Here is an 18,952-nt window from a genome sequence, read left to right as displayed (position 1 = left end):
AAGTTAGCATACAAATGGGAAGTTTAAAAGAAGTAAGAGGTAGAATTTCTAGTACAATCTCAACACAGCAGATTACCAAAGCAATGAAAATGGTTTCTGCTACAAAGTTGAGAAAAGCGCAGATAGGTATTATGCAAATGAGACCTTATGAAAAGGCTCTAAGCAATATTCTTCAAAATCTATCTGATAGCGTTAACGATGAAAGACTTTCTGCATTTTTTAAACAAAAAGAAAAAGGTAAAACACTGTTGGTGGTTATCACCTCCGACAGAGGGCTGTGCGGTGCTTTTAATGCCAATGTAATTAAGAAAACTAAATCTTTGATTACAGGTAATTATGCTGATCTTGTTAAAAATCAACAGCTAGAAATACTACCAATTGGAAAGAAAGGATATGATACGTTAAAAAAAGATGGCAATCTGAATATTAACACTAAGTATATCAACATTTTCCAAGATTTAAACAGCAACAATGCAAATGCAGTTGTAGAGACAATATTGAATGCATATTTGAACGATGAATATTCAAGTGTTGAGATTATTTACAATCAATTTAAAAATGCTGCTACTCAGGTCTTGGTTCATGACAGATTTCTACCTGTAAAAATTACAGTCTCTTCAGAGACTACGCTCAATAATGACTATATTTTTGAGCCCGGTAAATTTGAAATTTTACAAGAGCTTATTCCAAGAACGCTTAAAACTAAATTCTATCGTTACCTCCTTGACTCTTTTGCTTCTGAACATGGAGCAAGAATGATTGCGATGGATAAAGCAACTGAAAATGCGGGTGAGCTATTAAAATCTTTGCGTTTACAGTACAACCAAGCACGTCAAGCTGCCATTACCAATGAGATATCTGAGATTGTTGGTGGTGCAGCTGCATTAGCCGGTTAACATTTTGTAGCATCTCGACTTCTCGCTTTATCTAATAAATGATTGAGGTCTTTTGCCTCTTCTTCAGTTAAATTAAGAAGCTTATTAAATTGGGGTTGTACTATCTCAGTTATTTCTGTAATAAGATTTAAGCCTTTTTCTGTAAGCAATACCTCATTGGCACGTTTATCCTCATTCGATGGACTTCTACGTACATAATGATGGGCTTCGAGTTTGTCAACAATACGACTGACATTTGAATTTCTATCTATCATTCTGCAAGTAATATCTCTGATACATAGATGAGTATCGTTAGCACCTTTGAGAATACGCAACACATTAAATTGTTCTACGGTAAGTTGAAATGGCTTGAGAATTTGTGCAATCTTCCCATGTATATATCCCGAAGTAAAAAGAACATTCAAATGCGCTAAATGGAGCGCAGAAGTTACTTTCAGTAATTTAAGTTCTTGTACGATAGACATGTTGCAAAGATAGGCCTATGACAATATACAAATGAACAGTTATTCTATTGAGAGACACATTTTGTGTATAGATAAAAACCAATTTAATAACAGATATTTGCACAACTGTTTCAAAGCAGGCAACACATTATAATGAGTGCTAAAAGACACCGAAAGAAAAGTAGAAAATTATGGGTTTTGATTCTCTTGTGCATAATTGTAGGTGGAGCATATTATATATACAGTCATCGCACTCAATCACTTAAATATTTTGAGACACAATTTAATCCTTCCGGATTAGAACAAGTTGAAATCAATTATGGAAAAAGTATTGACTTGGCAGCCGGCACATTCGACCTTCCACCACATTTTCTGAAAGCACTCTGCATGCTGGAGTGTTCCGGCAGGAAAATAGTAAAACCTCGTTTTGAGAAACATGTGTACAAAAGATTAATAGAAGTAAAAGAGGGCAAGATATCCAATTATGAGCACGTTACCCCTTCAATGCTCTCAGACGCAACTGATGAAGCTCTCAGAAACTTAGCGAGTTCATGGGGTCCTTTTCAACTTATGGGATATAAATGTTTATTGCTAAACATTAAAATAGCGGATATCAGGGGTGATGACGGTGTGTATTGGGGAGTTAAATGGATCAATGAAACGTATGGCAAAATGCTGAGAAAAGGAAGATTCAAAGATGCTTTTCACATTCATAACACCGGCAGACCGCACCCAATAGGAGCACCACGTACTTACGATCCTAATTACGTTACGAATGGTCTAAAGTATATGGAATACTTTAATAAACCACAAATAATGCAGCCTTCAAAGGATTGATTTTGCTCCTACACATTATGCGAAATCCCCAGCATCTCCTTAACTGAGTATGTATTTCTGTCTTTACTTTCTCTAGAAATTAACTCTCCTAAAAAACCTGCTAAAAACAGCTGCACACCCAAAATCATACATAGTAGAGCTAAATAAAAGTATGGGCTTGAAGTAACCAAAGGCGCTTGACCGCCATGATAAAGCACCCATAGTTTGTGAATGCCGATTCCTAAAGAGGCACAGAAACCCAAGAAGAAAAATAATACCCCCCAAACTCCAAAAAAGTGCATAGGTTTTTTGGAAAATCTACCCACAAATGTCAGAGTAAGTAAATCAAGAAATCCATTTAAGAACCGCTCAATACCAAATTTGGTCTTACCGTATTTACGTGCTCGGTGTTGTACTACTTTTTCGCCAATCTTTTTAAAACCTACATTCTTTGCTAAAACAGGAATGTATCTGTGCATATCACCATATACTTCGATATTTTTCACAACCTCATTCTTGTATATTTTGAGACCGCAATTCATATCGTGTAATTTCAGTCCTGAAATTTTTCTATTTACACCGTTATATAGTTTAGAAGGCAGATTCTTTGTAAATGTATTGTCATATCTTACTTTTTTCCATCCACTTATCAAATCATAACCCTCTTCCTTCATCATCTTATATAGTTCTGGAATTTCATCAGGACTATCTTGAAGGTCAGCGTCCATAGTGATAACATACTCTCCTTCCGCTTTAGCAAATCCAATATTTAACGCTGCTGACTTACCATAATTTCTTCTAAATCGGATTCCTTTTAGTTGAGGATTTTGTGCATTGAGTTGAGAAATTATTTTCCAACTATGGTCAGTACTGCCATCATCAATCATGATAATTTCATAAGAATATTGATGTTCTTGCATTACTCGCTCTATCCATGAGACCAACTCCTGTATAGATTCTTCTTCGTTTAAAAGCGGTATGACAAGTGAAATATCTAACATTCAATCAAGCGTTAATCTTGTGGAAATTCTTTTTTGAAACTTAATCCAACTAATAGACTTAGAATAAATGACCAAAATGTAGAAAAGAGTATAGACATTACCAACATCACCGGTGCAGAGATAAATATTTTGGCAAACTTGATTGCCATATCTTTTGCCTTTTCATACTCCTCTTCAGACATTGTAGAAGCAGTTTTCTCAAGTTCTTCGGTAATCCTTAGTTCTATGTCTAAATTTGGATCATACATATATTTTGACTTGAGAACAGCATACAAACCTGTAACTACACCGCTAAACAACCCAACTAAGGCACCCATACCCATAATGCGTTTATACGGTATATAGCCTTGTAAATCCTTCATGGAATGTTCTTTAGATGCAAGATAGATTGTGAGTGCTCCCAAGACTACCATTTGTAACACAGATAATCCGCCACTGCTCGTTGCGGTTGGATCATTTGTAATAATAAAGAATACTAAATCTATAATAATAGTAACCATCGCAAGCAATACACCATATTTCAATGCAATCTTGAAAGGTTTATGACTTTTCAATAATGCATCATAGTCTGTTACTTCAGGATTTTGGTTTTCCTCCATGTTTTTTATTTATTAATGGTTAATTTATTTTTAGCAAAAACCAGTTCAACGCGATACTGGTGTGTCTGGTTTAAAAATGGAGAGTTATCAGACAATGAATGATTGTTTGCATTGTCTAAAATCCATTTTTGCGGGCTGGTAACTATAAAGTTATCAATAGTACCATAATCAAATTTAGGGGATTGAATTCCTAAAATTAGTTCGGGTCCCAATGATAATGCCTCAGCAATTTTTGATGCTTGAATTTTACCTTTTAGCTCTGTAAGTAGCTTTGACCACACTGATTGCAAGGTATTTGCACCATATTTTGCATAAATAAATTCAACATCCTTCACCTCTGCATCCAAAGGTCTGTGTCCACTGCTGATTGCGTCAATAGTACCATCCTTTAGTCCTGCAATCAAGGCTTTTCTATGGGTTTCGGATCTGAGTGGCGGTATCACTTTGAAAGATGAATCAAAACTTCTAAGACTCTCATCCGTACAAAGGAGATTCAAAGCGCGTACATCACATGTAACATTCAGCCCTTCTTTTTTTGCTTCTTTAATAATAGAAACAGACTCAGCACTGCTAATTCCTGAAAAATGCAGTCTTCCTCCGGTATATCTGAGTATTTCAATATCTCTTTTAACCATTAAGAATTCTGAAATTTCGGGTTGTCCTTTCAACCCAAGACTCACAGAAACAGTTCCTTCATGCATTACACCTCCGATAGAAATAGATTCATCAAAGGGGAAGCTAAAAATCAAACCATGAAACGGTTGCACATATAACAATGCTCGTTTTAACAATCCTGATTGCTTAATTGCTTTATCTCCATTACTAAACGCTACTGCTCCTGCCCGCTTCATGTCAAACAATTCTGCTAACTCTTCTGACTTTAACTCTTTGCTGATGGCTCCTAACGGAAGAAATTCTATTTTTGATTGTTTGCTATTTTTGATATAATAATTGACTTCCGCTTTTCCGTCAATCACAGGCTCTGTATTAGGCAAACAACACAAACGATGGAATCCGGCAGCTAATGCAAGTTTCTCTGCGCTTTCAAAGTTTTCTCTAAATTCAAATCCTGGGTCAGGAAGGCTAAAACTCAAATCAGTAAAGGCCGGAGTAAGTAAACACCCTGAATAATCAATTTTTTCAAAATCACCCTTTTGGCTGTTATGTTTTACAATTTTAGCTTCTGAACCTGCAATTAAAACATCAACCTTTTCACCATCAATCTTTGATTTTGAGTGAGTTACGGTCAACCCTTGTAGTAATTTTACTTTACTCATTTTACCATTGCAATATTAAACTTTCCAAATTCGTAACAAAATCATTTCTGAAATCAAAAACAATAGCGCAAAAACAATAAAATATCGCCACAAAGGAGTCCCTTCGCCTTCCTTCTTAATTTCATTGGCTATATATGCTGCCGGCTCATACAATAATTTCACACCCCATTCATCGGCTTTCTTTTTTAATGTCTCTTTGTCTTCTACCGCTGAAACAGATTCAGACCTGGGCAAATTAAAAGCAAAACGATATTGCTCTTTGTTTTGGTTAACAGTCAAAGAATAAATACCTGGTTCTTGAATGATACCATGAGTAAGTAAATAAGTATGATTATCACGCATGACAATTTCAGGCACTAACTCAATTTTATTGTTTTTTAACTTCCATATTGCATCCTTAGTTAGCTGTAATCCTTTCAGAGCAAGCATTTCATCCTTTCCCGTTTCATAAGCTATATTAGCATCTGTTTCTTTGAAAGATGCTATACGCAACATAAAAGGCACAAATAGCGGATGTGTTACCAAATTGCTATACGCTTTATCTAAAGGGACTGCAATGGAGAATACCATACCTGAACCGCGCTTAGTTCTTACAGCAAGAGGGCTTCCATTTTTTAATTTCCAAAATGCTAACTGTCCGGCATTTGATAGAATAGGGTTATATTCATAAATGACAGGCAAATCAATATTTTTGGGAACATTCTGAAAAACACCATGAAGCAACGGATCGTTCATATTCCATAATTCAGCAGATATAGCTTGTTTAACCGGGTTGGCATAAACATTTGTTTGACATCGTTCCAGTATTTGATTTATTGTCGTTTGTGTTACACCTGCATTGGGAAACACAATGAGTGCCCCCCCTGCATTTACAAACTTATTCAACTCATCTGCTAATCCTGAGCTCACATTAACCAAGTCATGGCAAATGATAAAATCTACCTCCTTTAACTTATCAAAAACAATTTGAAAGGGTGTTATAAAATTGACATGAAATCCCGCCTCCTCTGTAAATAAGGCTTTAAGATACTGAGAAGGTCCGTTATCACTTATGATTAATCCATTAGCACCTTTTTGAATTAGATAGGACAAAAAATATTGATCATCATAATGTATGTCATTACCCGGCAATCCTAATGTTGCATTTTTCCAACCTTCTGCACCTGCATTAAATGGGATCTCAGCAATCGCACTTCTTCCTGCTTCAACATTCACATTGACTACTCCCTTGACTGCATTATTTTCTACTAATCTCAGACTGACATCTTTTGCATTGTCCTTTCCATAGTTTGTAACTTTAACCATCAATTTTAACATCTGTTCCGGTTGTAATTGAGGTGAAAAAAACCACGCAGAATCAATAGCCAAATTTTCAACTTGATTGGCAGGCACATTTAACCAATAAAACAGCCCTTTCAATTCGGGATTTTCAGGCAGTTGCTTGACAAATCCCTTTCTAAAATCAGATATATAGGCACAAATGCTATGATTATCAGTGAGAGATTGCAGAATTGACAAAACATCTTTTTCCGGAAGTGTTGAGTTTGTAAGCGAGAGTTTGTCAATAGCTTGCAGCATCTCGTCCTTATCTAATGCTTTTGAGAAATCTTGATTCTGTGCATGACTTACAAGAAAAAAGCTAAACTCATTTGATAAATCATTGACCAACATTCTGGCGCGATTTTTTGCAGCCTCAAAAAGGACACCCTCTGCTCCTTCTCCACCCATGCTCAACGAATTATCAAGAAAAACAATTAATTTATTTTTTGGATTATTTGCCACTGCAGTACGGCTTGGAACAAAAGGCAGGGCAAATGCAAAAACAAGAGATAAAATCCCTAATACCCTGAGGGTCATGAGAACGATTTTGCGCAACCGATTTCCCAAGCCTGATTTGATTGTAATTTGCTTCAGCAAATCAACCCTGGTAAACATTACTTTTCGGTAACGCCTAAAACGAAATAAATGAATGATAATCGGAATCAGCCCTAATAACAAAAACCACAATAGATAGGGCGCATGAAATTTCATCACGGCAAAAATAGTGTTTAGATAACAATATTTTCAGGTAGTCCAATATTGAGGCAATCTCTGCAATTAATTGCATAAGAACACAATTAAAAATCCTTGACTAATCTATTTTTTTCAAATACTCTTCTTGAATTGAACCAATAAATCAAAATAGAGAGCAAACAGAAAGTTGCTGTAAATAAGTACGTATTTGCTAAGCCATATTTACCGTTCAAATAGGCTCCCAACAACATTCCAATGCCTATGCCTAAGTCAAATCCCGTTAGATAAGTAGAATTAGCAGTTCCTCTTTTTGCTGCCGGAGCCATATCTATATAAATGGTTTGAAGTGCTGGGAATAAAGTTCCATAGCCTATGCCAATAACAAAGGCAAATGCACAATAATAAAAAATACTATGCAAGAGTGCAAAACCAACAAATCCGATTGTAATAGCTGACAAGGCAATAATCATGACCGAATGAAGATAGCCTTTATCTACAAACTTTCCTGAAGTAACCCTTGACAATACGATACCTCCTGCAAGAAACAAAAAGAAAACACCCGCATTTTCAATTCCGATTGATTTGCCATATAGAACTGCAAAGGCTACCAATGTTCCCCAACCAAAAGTGAGAAAAAGTTGATTGATTAAAATCGGAATACCTTTCACAAGTATAAACCTATCCAACGAGATAGGAGGTACATTATCTTTCTTATGATCCCGTTTAGGGGTTTGAATAAAAAGTGCTACCAAAACCGATAGCAAGCCCATCAGCAAAGCACAAGTAACCAAGAAGTCAAATCCATAAGCATCATAAATATACACTGCAATATAGGGAGCCATTGCCATTGCAATATTTGTGTTCACTCCAAAATAACCTATACCCTCAGACCTTCTTGACGAGGGAATAATATCAATGGCTACAGTATTTGCAGAGACGGTTGAAAGTCCCCAAAATGCTCCATGTACAAAGCGTAGAGTAACAAAAAATGCAACAGAAACAGCATAATAGTATCCAAAATAAGTTAAGACAAACAACAGAGTCCCTATAATAAGCAAGGGTTTTCTTTCATAAGAATCAACTAAAAAACCACAAAACGGACGCACAAACAACAATGCAATGGCATAGGATGACAGGACTATTCCAATATTTGAAGGTGTAACATGCAATACCTCTGATAAATAGATAGGCAAGGTTGGCATGAGCAAGTTAAACGAGAATGCAAAAAGAAAATAAGATGCTCCTGCAATAATAAAATCCTTGTTCCACAGTTTCCGTTCTTCTGTCATTGCAATTACGAGATGAGGGCGCAAAAATAGTGAACTAATCAATCATCGACCGGTCAATTGAACATACAATTGGTACGTTCGTCTTAAAGATGCCTTATTGCTCCCAACTTATCCAAATTTTCATCTCTCCATTAGATTCATAAATGAGCACTCCATCAAGTGAACTATCACTCAAAATCATCCTTTTTGCATCCTCAAACCCCATAACCATAAAAGCTGTCGCAAGCCCATCACAGGTTGCACCGGATTTTGAAATTACAGTTGCACTTAGAAGATTGTTATGAGTGGGGTATCCGGTTGTGGGGTCAATGGTGTGTCCATATTTCTTTCCATCTATTTTGAAAAAGTTTCTATAATTGCCACTGGTTGCCATTGCCTTATTATTCAGTTCCATTGTAAACATGCCTGCATTCATTTCTTTATTATCAGCAGGTTTTTCTATACTGATTTGCCACAATTCACCACTTGGATTGAACCCTTTAGCTTTTAGCTCTCCGGTAATATTGATAAGATAGTTTTCAATACCAAGAGAGTCAAAAAACAAAGCAATCACGTCAGTCGCATATCCGGCCGCTATTGCGTTAAAATTAAGCTCTGAATTTGCATTCGGCTTTTGAGGAAAACAACCTTTAAAACTAAAATTCTCATAGTTGCAGTAGCGCAGCATGCTGTCAATCACTAAAGAATCAATGTCATCAGGATTTTTAGAGTTGTCGCCAAAACCCCAAAATCTGAATAAAGGACCTAACGCAGGATTAAAGGCTCTTTCTGTTTTGTGATAGATAACTAATGATGTTTTAAAGATATCTGTCATCCATTTACACTGTCTTTCTGTTAGATGTTGTAAGTCAGCATCTGTCAATGTGTTATGATTGAATTTATATAGAAATGCATTTTCGTCATAAGTAGAAAACAGTTGACTAAATTCTGACAAAAGTGAATCAATTCGGGGCTTGAGTCCTTTTTCTCCTTCAAGTTTGATTACATAAGTTGAGCCCATGGTTTCACCCGTTATTTCAACATAACCTGTATCTCGATTACAAGCTATTAAAATGACAGAAATTGAAATAAGTGCAAATACTTTCATGCTCCTCATTGTTGACCTCCTGCTTGTAATCTATAAAACTCTTGTCTGTATTTTTCAGCATTTTGCTTATCGCCTCTTAATTCAAAAGCACGTGAAATATCGGCATAAACATCAGCTTGATTTGGTGATAACTGCATAGCATAGTTTAGATAATACAAAGCACTGTCGGTTTGTTGCAAATTCATGAAAACCCTTGCTACACCTTGATATCCCTGAGCGATGTTAGGATTGTTCTCAATCATTTTTTTGTATGCATACATAGCTTGGTTCAAATCATTTTTGTTCATAGAAATTACTCCGAGATACATGTAGGCTCCGGTATAATTCTTCTTTAGACTGATTGCTTCTTTGAACAAGCCCTCTGCTCTTGCAAGCATAGCCTGGTCAATATTCTGCTCATTTGAAGTCGCTTGCGTAAAATAAATCTCACCTAAAGAAAAATATGCCTCATAGTTTCCATCTCTAATCTCTAACGCGCGTTTAAACTCAGTAATAGCATCATTAAATTGCCCCAAAACTCTATAACAAGAGCCCAAGGCTCGGTGATATTCCTCTTCCAAGGGTTCTGCTTCAATGGCTTTTTTGAAATAGATAATTGCACTGTCATATTTCTTTTCAGAGAATGTTCTATAACCATCATAACCCGTTGTCGCTTTTCTTTTGACAACTGCACAAACCGGTACTCCTGCCACATTAACTGTATGCACCGTACCTTCAGGTGTCCAATAACCTCCTAAAATTTGATTTTTATTCAAAGTTCTACTGGTCCATATTGCATATTCCCAATCATTTTTTGTCCATTCGTATTCCCTTGTCCAGCGATATTTGATACTGTCACTTCCTTTGACAAAAGTGGTTAGAGTTTCAACAGGGTTGTTGCTATTTACCTTTATCTTCCCATCAAATAATTCAGGTTTGTTCTTGCTTATCCACTCCATAGCAGCACGCGGAGTCTGATTCCAGTAGTCTAATTCATAGTTTCCGTTTGCACCCTTTACCCCTCCTGTTAGTTCGTTGAAATACATGTATTGATAGGGATGATTGGCGAAAGACCAAATAATAGCCGGTGTACTCAATCCAACGAAAGCAACCAATGCAACCCATTTCAAAGGAGGATTTTTTACAAAATCAACCAATTTGCTCCATCCCACAGCCGCTAACACCACCAATCCCGGATACACAAAGAGCATGTGCCTCCATCCATTATATAGGTATGAACCTTTGTAAACAGTATATGCCACAGGGAAAACAGAAGAGAAAATTACCAATCCCAATACAATTTTCTGATTTTGAGTAAGCTTTCCTTTGGTATAGAACAATAACACCAATGGCATACCAACCAACATCATGAGAGGCGCAGTTATGAGAATCAGTTTAGGTATGTAATACCAAGGTTTAATGTACATTCTCACTCCTTCAAACAACTCGTAATAGGTCAGTGCAGAAAAGTTTTCAAACTTTCTCAAAGCATTCAAAACTCCATGCAAAGGGTCGCGCAATGCGTAAGGCCATATTGAAATTCCCAGCAAATAACCCACAATCAGGATAGGTAGTCCGAATTTCAAATAGGGTTTGAGAGAAGCTGATTTTTTAAAATTCAACAACCATAGAATCCCAAAAAACATGATTACAAAAGCAAAAGACATCAATCCTCCTGCCCTCACACTCAATACAATTCCCAATGATATGGCAAGCATCAGTCTGCTTTGCAAAGTGGGTTTAGGAAACTCAAGAAGTGTTCGTGCCAAATAATATACACTCATAATAAAGCCCAGCGCAAAAGGTATGTCCTTAGGATTGTTAAAGCTATGCCCAAAAAAAGAAGGTGAGAAATACATGATTATCAATGCCAAAACACCGGCACGCACATCCAATAAACGCCAAGCAAGTAAACCCGTAAACAAGATTATCAGAAAGCCAACAAAAGCATTTAAAAAGTGCCTGATAGCATATATATTGGCATTAGGACTAAAACTATGAACTATTTTTTGAACCATCACCGACATCACGTCAAATGACATCCCATAATGCTGGTTGACATCTCTGTTTCGACCTTCGGCAAAGTTGAACATGGTAGTGTCCGAACCAAAAGTACTCAGATAATTATAAACAAGTTCCGCTGACTCTTGATTGGTTTCTTCGTCCCATGTTACGTTGTAATCCTTGCTAATAAACAGCATAAACAACATGCCTACAACTGCAAGCACAAAAAACTTGAGGCGATAAATCAGCGAATTTCCGTTGGTTAAAGCATCTTTAACAGAAAAACCACTTTTCAAGGGTGTAGAAACAAACTCTTCTTTTACAAGATTTGCGGTTGTTCCCCAACCTTTGAAGAACTCAAATATTCCAAGTTTTTTGGGAATAATAAGCGCGGGAGTCTCAAGTGCTTCAATCTCAATATTTTTTCTCCTACATTCACGTGCAAGAGAAAGTGGTGACAGCTTTGCAAATGCAGGTGTTAGGGTTAAAATTTCTTTTATTTTTTCTGTCGGAAACAGGATGCAGGAATTCAATGCGTGGTGAGGCTCAATTCCGCTGTACAATCTTTCTAAAACACCCTGAAACCAGAAGCCTGCTTTTTTGCTAAAATTATCTTTAGAACCGGGTTTGGGTACTACGGGAACAAATACTGCATTAGGAGTGACAGAAACCCTGAGAACATATTCAATTACAGCATTTAGTTTTCCTTGTGTTTCAAAATCAGTTTTGGAAGGAAAACAAACCAAGTCATTCTTTGCATTTTGCAAATCATTCACAAAATCCACCTTATCCGCATAGGGTTTGAGAATTTCGGACAGAGATTCCACTGTAAACCCTTGGGGCATCAGTACTGACAAGCTCAGTTTCTTGCCATGAACATGAGAGGGGGCAGATTGCTGTGGTTTTATTTCCTGTTTCTTCTTACTCATTTTATTTCTGCAATTTGAGGGGCGAAAATTAAGTTAAAAATAGGAAAGTGAAGAGAATTGAACATGACGATTTATGAAAGGACAGAATAAAATATGCAAGAATCATCTGTCTTCGTTATTTTTCAAAAATGCGTCTTGTCCGTGAAATTGATAGGGGGTGTGTAGAAATAGCTCTTATTGAAATTAGTAAGTCCTAATGAAGCAGAACTCCCCTCTAAGGAAATCCTTTTGCTTATTATAATGACTGAATCAGCTATTGCATGGTCATTCAATACAGCCAAGTAAAAGGAATCAAGAACTCCAAGAGCAAGCTGATTGGTGTAAGTCAGATTTTGTACTTCATATTTAGACATAGAAGATGAATATCCCTGAACCTGTAACTGTTTTTTTGAGTTTACGGTACGGGTGCTGTCATCCGGATAGAAGTTAAATACATTGATATACATATCTCGCTCAATAATGTAAAGATTGTTATAAGTCTTTGAAAATGCAATACCATTAACAGGGAATTGCATACCATCTATGGTATATGATACTATAAAAAAGCTGCCTTTTCACAGACAGCTTTTTCTTTAGGTCAAAATACTTTTCCTTATCCTCTATCTCACGATGCTAAACTTCCTCAACACAACTCCGTCTTTTGTTTTTACTTGGACAAGGTAAATACCTTCAGGCATATCAACGGTATTGATACTTGCAGAGAGAGCCTTCACCTTTTGGCTCAAAATTACTTGCCCATTGGGGCTGTAAACCACAAGCTCAGATATCAAACCGCATGGGAGTACTAATTGCACTCCCTTTTTGCATTCATTTCCTACCTTACCAATACCGCCTTTCTGACCTGATGCGTGGAGGCGGATTGATAATACACAAAGTAAACCGCTTCTGCAAGTTCGTGAGCAGGGACAGAGAGTGTGTAACCGCTCGGAGAAGGTTCTTTGGGCAGGGTTGCTTCAAATAATGTCTTTCCATTGATATCCCGCAAGGTAATTACAGCTTCCGGTTCATAATTGGCAGCAAAAACAGTCAGTTCGCTGCTGAAAGGATTAGGAAATACATTGAACACGAGCGAAAGCTCTGTTGAGGGAGGTGTTGCCACAGATAATTGACGATTGACCGAATTGTCATTAAACTGCTTATGGTCTTGGGTATGGCTATCTTTTTTATCCCCTTCGGGAACTTTCATAGACAGACCCGGCAGATGAGAAGTGGTGTGTAGAAAAAGTTCCCCTGTTTCCGTCCCATCCTGCGACATAAACACTCTGAACATACTCTCTATTGCTGCACCCGAAGTGTCAATACCCGGTTTGTAGTAAAAGGCAAAACCAATATGCCCTGTACTGTTGACATCCAACATAATATTGTCCCAAAATACCGTAGCGGGGGCATCTATCCTGAACACTCCTGTTTCAACAAGGCTGTAGCCGCTTCCGTTGTAGCCTCCTGCTGCATAAGCATCCCAGAGCGTGTCATCAAAGAACACATACATCTCTCCTACCGAAAAGAAGAAAGGAGCGGAAGCCAAATCCACCGAAATCTTTGTAGGAACAACAGATTTTACACTAACAATGTCACTAATGAGGTCGGGTTTGGGGGCAAAAGGTAGTGAAGAAGGCTCACGGGTAGGCAGTCTGTGCGAATGGAGTGCAGCAATGCGGGCATTGTTTCCAATATTTTTCCGTGCGGTATTTGTTTGTGTAGGAGGACTGAAAAATACCTCATCAAAAGTCATATCATAAGGAGAACTGCTGCACTCCTCAATGCGAGCGAGATAGAGTACGGAACGGGGACTTGGGCTGAATGGAACTCCACCATGAACCAAGCTGTAATCCACAAAGTGGTCAGGAGGGTTTGTCCATTGAAAGTAAACAATCACAGAATCATTGGGCGGAATAGGCGGTATGTCTGTTCCTCCCTTGTTAATGGGTATGCCGGATGTAACAAGGTTATAGGGAGGATTAGGGCTGGGGGCAATATTGCCAAGCATTATAAGCGGTCCAAGTGCAACAAATCTCACCTCATCCGTAAAACTGAAATCCCATTCGGGATTTAATCCCGTCAAACTTGCATAAAGAAACAATTTTCCGCTCCTGCTTGTGTCTGTTCCTTTGTTGCGCACGGTAGTGTACAGGTGAGCAGTGCCATTTAACAATGTGGTGGAAACACCCCACGAATAGGTAGTTGTAGTACTGTTGGAAACAGTCATGTCGGGACTTGCAAATGCAGAAGCCGAATTGTTTATTATCGGGCTGTGTGGTTGTTCTGCCGTGTCGGAAGGCAGGTCTTTCAGCCAAAGGAAATAATCTGTTTTTTGAAGATTGACTCTGGGAGAGATGCTGTCGGTAAAGGCTTCTGAATTGTTACAATCATCAAAATATTTAACTCTGTACAAGTCATTTGCACTGCACTTATCAACTGTTACAGCAAACTCTGTACTCACTGCGCCCTCTATGTCCAACCAATCTGAGAGTTCATCATCATACTTCTGCCATTGTACGGGCGGCAGCTTAGTACCCGAATATGTGAGGTGCAAAACAGCAGAATCTCCCACCCTGACAACAGATGTGATTAAGTTAATGTTGGAGAAATCATTTAATACAACTACGTTACTGTATAGAGTGTCGCAGTACTTCTCGCCTTGGTAGGTAAGTTTGACAATCTTACGCCTGATTTGGGTGTTTAATGATGTGTATGTATTGGCAAAATAAAGTGTATCGTGATTGAAACCGGAAGTGATGTCTGTCCACTCCGTGCCACTGCAACTCATTTGCCACGTAACCGAGAAAAGGCTGTCGGGCTCTATGGGGATTTCTCCGTGAATGATGTCGGAATATGTGTCATGCACCTTTATTGCCCTTATGCTGTCAATGTTGTAGTTTACTATTTCTACTACGTTGCTTGTGTCATAACAAGGGTAAGATACAGCTATTTTCCGTACATATAAAGAATCCTGATTGTATATAAACATACGCTCCAATGAACGTGGTGTGTACCGCCAATCCGACCAGAAGTATTCGTTGTTTCTCAGATAATCGGAAATATTAGTCCAGTCTTTGCCATTTGTACTTTGTTGCCATTTGAAATAGTACTCCTGATTCTTGTCATCAAAAGCTACAACAGTATCGCTCCTGACTGTTGTAATAAGCCCTCCTAGATATATATTAGGCGAACATATATTCTCGTCATAAAGTGGCATAAGCATAAAAATATCATTGCCCACAATTCCAGGTGTAACCTTCACTATATTGCTCCAGTTATTAAGAGTATCATTATAAATATTACGTTTAAGATATATAACAGTTGTTGGAATTGGGTATAAATAAATATCTTTATTGTTGCCATGTGGCAACTCAGACCAGTTTGTCTTGTCGTATGAATAATACCATTTATATTGAGCCCCATCGCAAATAGTCGACTCGTAACCATGTACTAAAACGCTGTCAGTATGGTTGCAAATAAATATATTGTTCACATTGTAATTAATAATATTATCTGTTATTTCTTTAAAAGTGGTAACTATGAGACTGTCAGAAGCATAGCATTGATATACTTCATCATAAACAGAAACTTTGATGATTGCAGGAAGTGAATCAAAGTTGGGTACAATACTTTTGGGAATAGCAGGATGGTTGTAAAAGCTGCCGTTTCTTACCTCCCATGTTAAGTGTATTCCAGAAGAAAAACCGTTCATATTGACTACTTCATAGACCTCGTATTGCTCTTTATTGCATAGTTGTGTTTTGCCATTAATTTTGATTTCTGGTGATATACTGATTATAACTGACAGCGTATCTGTATTGTCTAATACAAGTCTGACATTATAATTTCCGGAAGTGGCAAAACTATGTTCTGTTTCCTTTTGTTGCGATGTGTCCCCATCGCCAAACAACCAAAGATAAGAAGTTCTGCAACAGGCTGTTGTGCTGAATGTTACTGTATTGCAGTTTTTGATTGTATAATAAATTGTGTCTTTAATTTGGTCAGGACGGAGAGCATCTATCATATTAGGCAGTCCATATTGTGAACTACCTCCTGTACCCCCAATTTGCAAAGGTGCTCCGTATGGTTCATAACCCAAAGGGTTAGCCTGCATTTTATCCCACTCTTTATCGGGATAATTGATTACGCCCAATTCGCCAGAACTATGATTTGCAATGTAAATTTTCTTATCAGGACCTAACTGTAGAGCATGGAAGTATTCATTACCTGCGTGCTGACCAATAACCTGTATTTCCTGCAACGGGTCTGCTATTGATAAATCAATACGCCTTATTTCTGCTAAGTCGTTAATCGAATCAAGCCAATAAAAATATTGCGAATTAGGACTAAAAGATAAGCCGTAAACATCACGTGTGATATGATTAGAAGCGTAAAAACCTTCGTTGTTAACGGAATGGATATTCAGCTTTTTCTTCAACTTGCCAGAAGCACGATCAAAGTCGAAAATATGTTTTCCGACTGCAAAAAAACGAGCATCGGGCGAGAATTTGGCATGACCATAGCCGTCCTGAAGCTTAAATGGCATTTCTGATGAATATACTGTTTGGCTCAACAAAACAGTGTCTGCAAGGTTGATTCCATTTGTGTCCACAGACAGCACGGCAAGAACCCGAATACTGTCATGATTTTGAGGTGCCACAACTACTGCCCAGTAGCCTTTGTTATTACACTTTGGTGCAACAGTGAGTGCTTCACCCACCAAAAGGCTTCCACTGCCAAGCTGAGGAATATAAATTTCGGTGTTTACCGAAGGGGTGTCAAGTTCATAGAAACCGCTTGTTCCTTTTTTGAGCAGAGTGTAACTAAGCCTGCCTGTATCACGGGAATTAACCTGCATTAGCATCATTCTGTCTTGTGTAAAGGGGCAGGGAAAAGCAACCGAATTTTGTACACTGTTGCCACCAATCTCCACATTATAGTTGTTATTAATTTTCTCGTGATTGCCGTTAAAAATAGTACCTTCGTTATTTCTATGAGTATAGCCACCTGCATAAAAAAGCAAGTTGCCCAAACTGTCGCTCAGGCTTATGCAGCCTTCCGAACTGTTGATAGAATTTGGCGCACGAAAAGAAGCCTCTGTACTCGGCCTCACCCCTGCTTCGGTAAATACAAGTCCCGCATATTTCCCAAAGAACCAGTTGCCGCCCTCGTGTCTAAGGGGCGATTTACAGTCGATAACGGCTATTGCCTTGTTCATATATTCAACAGCAGTATCCGTGTCATAAACCACCTGAAGTTGCACATCATAATAACCGAACGGCAGAGAATGTGCTACAGTTGAAAAGCTGAAAATGTTTTGGTCTGTATTCGTAGTGTTTAGTACGGGATTTTGATCTTGGTCAAAGACAGTCCAGATATAGGTAACTCCGGTATTGTCAAATGGGAGTGCAGTCATTGACACAGTGCCTGTGTCACACACGAGGTTGCCTGAAAGTTTGAATCTTGCACTGAACATACACACATCAGGTTTGAGAGAAATAATCCAGTCTATGTCAGTCAAATCCCTTCGCTGATTTTCAAGAAAATAGTGCATCCGCTCCGCTTGGTTTCGTGTGAAAAAGCGGGTGCAGGACTGGGGAGAATAACTCATCAGGTTTTCTTTCTGGTCAGGATTGTTTGGAAATTCGCTACAGGTATTTGTGGAATTGCATGTTGTGTCAACAACACAAGGAGGAGTGTCGCAACATTCGTCTCCCTCTGTACTACAGTCTTTTCTTATGCTTACCGTTTCAGAACAGCCATCCTGATGAGTATGATATAATCCCAAAAAATGCCCTATCTCGTGGGCGGTGGTTTTGCCCGTGGAGGTGATGGCGAGGTCGCAGCCGTTGCATTCGTTATAATCGCCAAACTGCCTGCGTGAAATTACTACCATGTTATATGGTGAGCCTTCCGTCCGTGGCAGCATATTGGGAAATGCCGCATATCCCCCTACTTCGGGTGTTATCAATTTGTTGACAATAAAGACATTCAGGTATTTACCTGTTCTGTATTCGGGTGCAATAAGCCTGTACAGCGTATCCATATCGTTGTAATGATGATTACTCATAGCACTTTCATAGCGTACAATCCCGTTGCTGTCTGCACCCACCGGGGCGAGAAAGAACTGTATGCCCGTATTTACTGCCCTTGCATCGGTAATATCATAACCTGCAAACTTCCTGTTGAGCGAGGTTATGGCTTGGTAAACATGACTGTTGCTTATGTTGCTGCCTGTACCCTGAACGGTGTCGCCTTGCAGGTAAATGATGTGCACTACTATGGGTATATTGTATCTGGATTTGAAACAGATAGGTTCGATTAATATACAGTTATCACATCCACCATTGTTCACAAGAGGATTCGAGGGCGAGAGGGGTTTGGGGTAAAAACGCAAATTGGGGTTTTGTTCTCTGAATCTGAGAACTCCATAAGGCATCGCTTTCAACTCTCTTTGGTACTGCAAGTTGTCTGCAATATGTTTTTGCAAAATGGTGTCAAACAGACATTCGGGCATGTTAACAGATTGGGCGTTGCTGACTTTGAACGAAAAGAAAGCAACTGAAAGTAGTAGTAAGATTTTTGATTTCATAGGTTTTTTCTTTTTAAGGGCGCAAATGTATCCAGTAGAGAGTAATAA

Annotated in this window: 13 protein-coding genes; 2 read left to right on the top strand and 11 right to left on the bottom strand. The window is 38.3% G+C overall.

Going from position 1 to position 18,952, the window contains the following annotated elements; all coding sequences use genetic code 11:
* The first annotated feature begins 14 nt into the window (after positions 1-14).
* Entirely contained in the window at positions 15-896 is an 882-nt protein-coding gene (gene atpG / locus M0R38_01610; protein ID MCK9480443.1) for an ATP synthase F1 subunit gamma, read from the top strand.
* On the opposite strand, the gene M0R38_01605 is transcribed toward atpG, so the two are convergent.
* The gene (locus M0R38_01605; protein MCK9480442.1) at positions 893-1,360 is read right to left on the bottom strand and encodes a MarR family transcriptional regulator; all 468 of its coding nucleotides are present in this window, start codon (positions 1,358-1,360) and stop codon (positions 893-895) included. The two genes, atpG and M0R38_01605, sit on opposite strands and share 4 nt — an antisense overlap.
* 132 nt (positions 1,361-1,492) lie before the next feature.
* On the opposite strand from M0R38_01605, the gene M0R38_01600 reads away from it, so the two are divergent.
* Complete coding sequence (locus M0R38_01600) at positions 1,493-2,176, top strand: N-acetylmuramidase family protein (GenBank protein MCK9480441.1); 684 nt, start codon at positions 1,493-1,495, stop codon at positions 2,174-2,176.
* 8 nt (positions 2,177-2,184) lie between these two features.
* Here M0R38_01600 and M0R38_01595 read toward each other — a convergent pair whose 3' ends face one another.
* The 10 genes from M0R38_01595 to M0R38_01550 form a co-directional block, all read right to left on the bottom strand.
* A complete protein-coding gene (locus M0R38_01595; GenBank protein MCK9480440.1) occupies positions 2,185-3,156 on the bottom strand; it encodes a glycosyltransferase family 2 protein in 972 nt (323 codons plus the stop codon).
* 11 nt (positions 3,157-3,167) lie between these two features.
* Positions 3,168-3,755: a DUF4199 domain-containing protein gene (locus tag M0R38_01590; GenBank protein ID MCK9480439.1), complete on the bottom strand. Its 588-nt coding sequence runs from the start codon at positions 3,753-3,755 to the stop codon at positions 3,168-3,170.
* Positions 3,756-3,760: 5 nt separating this feature from the next.
* Positions 3,761-5,032: a dihydroorotase gene (locus M0R38_01585; GenBank protein ID MCK9480438.1), complete on the bottom strand. Its 1,272-nt coding sequence runs from the start codon at positions 5,030-5,032 to the stop codon at positions 3,761-3,763.
* A 15-nt stretch (positions 5,033-5,047) separates the two neighbouring features.
* Positions 5,048-7,063, bottom strand: coding sequence for a BatA domain-containing protein (locus tag M0R38_01580; protein MCK9480437.1), 2,016 nt, complete (start codon positions 7,061-7,063; stop codon positions 5,048-5,050).
* 86 nt (positions 7,064-7,149) lie between these two features.
* Positions 7,150-8,334, bottom strand: coding sequence for an MFS transporter (locus M0R38_01575; GenBank protein MCK9480436.1), 1,185 nt, complete (start codon positions 8,332-8,334; stop codon positions 7,150-7,152).
* A gap of 94 nt (positions 8,335-8,428) precedes the next feature.
* Positions 8,429-9,421, bottom strand: a complete 993-nt coding sequence (locus tag M0R38_01570) for an FAD:protein FMN transferase (protein MCK9480435.1) — start codon at positions 9,419-9,421, stop codon at positions 8,429-8,431.
* A 5-nt stretch (positions 9,422-9,426) separates the two neighbouring features.
* Positions 9,427-12,333, bottom strand: coding sequence for a tetratricopeptide repeat protein (locus M0R38_01565; protein MCK9480434.1), 2,907 nt, complete (start codon positions 12,331-12,333; stop codon positions 9,427-9,429).
* A gap of 122 nt (positions 12,334-12,455) precedes the next feature.
* Positions 12,456-12,848 (bottom strand): hypothetical protein, encoded by a 393-nt coding sequence (locus M0R38_01560; protein ID MCK9480433.1) that lies wholly within the window; start codon positions 12,846-12,848, stop codon positions 12,456-12,458.
* Positions 12,849-12,932: 84 nt separating this feature from the next.
* On the bottom strand, positions 12,933-13,127 hold the full coding sequence (locus M0R38_01555) for a T9SS type A sorting domain-containing protein (GenBank protein MCK9480432.1): 195 nt from the start codon (positions 13,125-13,127) through the stop codon (positions 12,933-12,935).
* Between the two features lie 20 nt (positions 13,128-13,147).
* Positions 13,148-18,904, bottom strand: a complete 5,757-nt coding sequence (locus M0R38_01550; protein ID MCK9480431.1) for a M43 family zinc metalloprotease — start codon at positions 18,902-18,904, stop codon at positions 13,148-13,150.
* Between the last annotated feature and the right edge of the window lie 48 nt (positions 18,905-18,952).

Source organism: Bacteroidia bacterium (genome assembly GCA_023228875.1).
Lineage (GTDB): Bacteria > Bacteroidota > Bacteroidia > NS11-12g > UBA955 > JALOAG01.
This window is presented reverse-complemented; position numbering and strand designations above follow the sequence as displayed.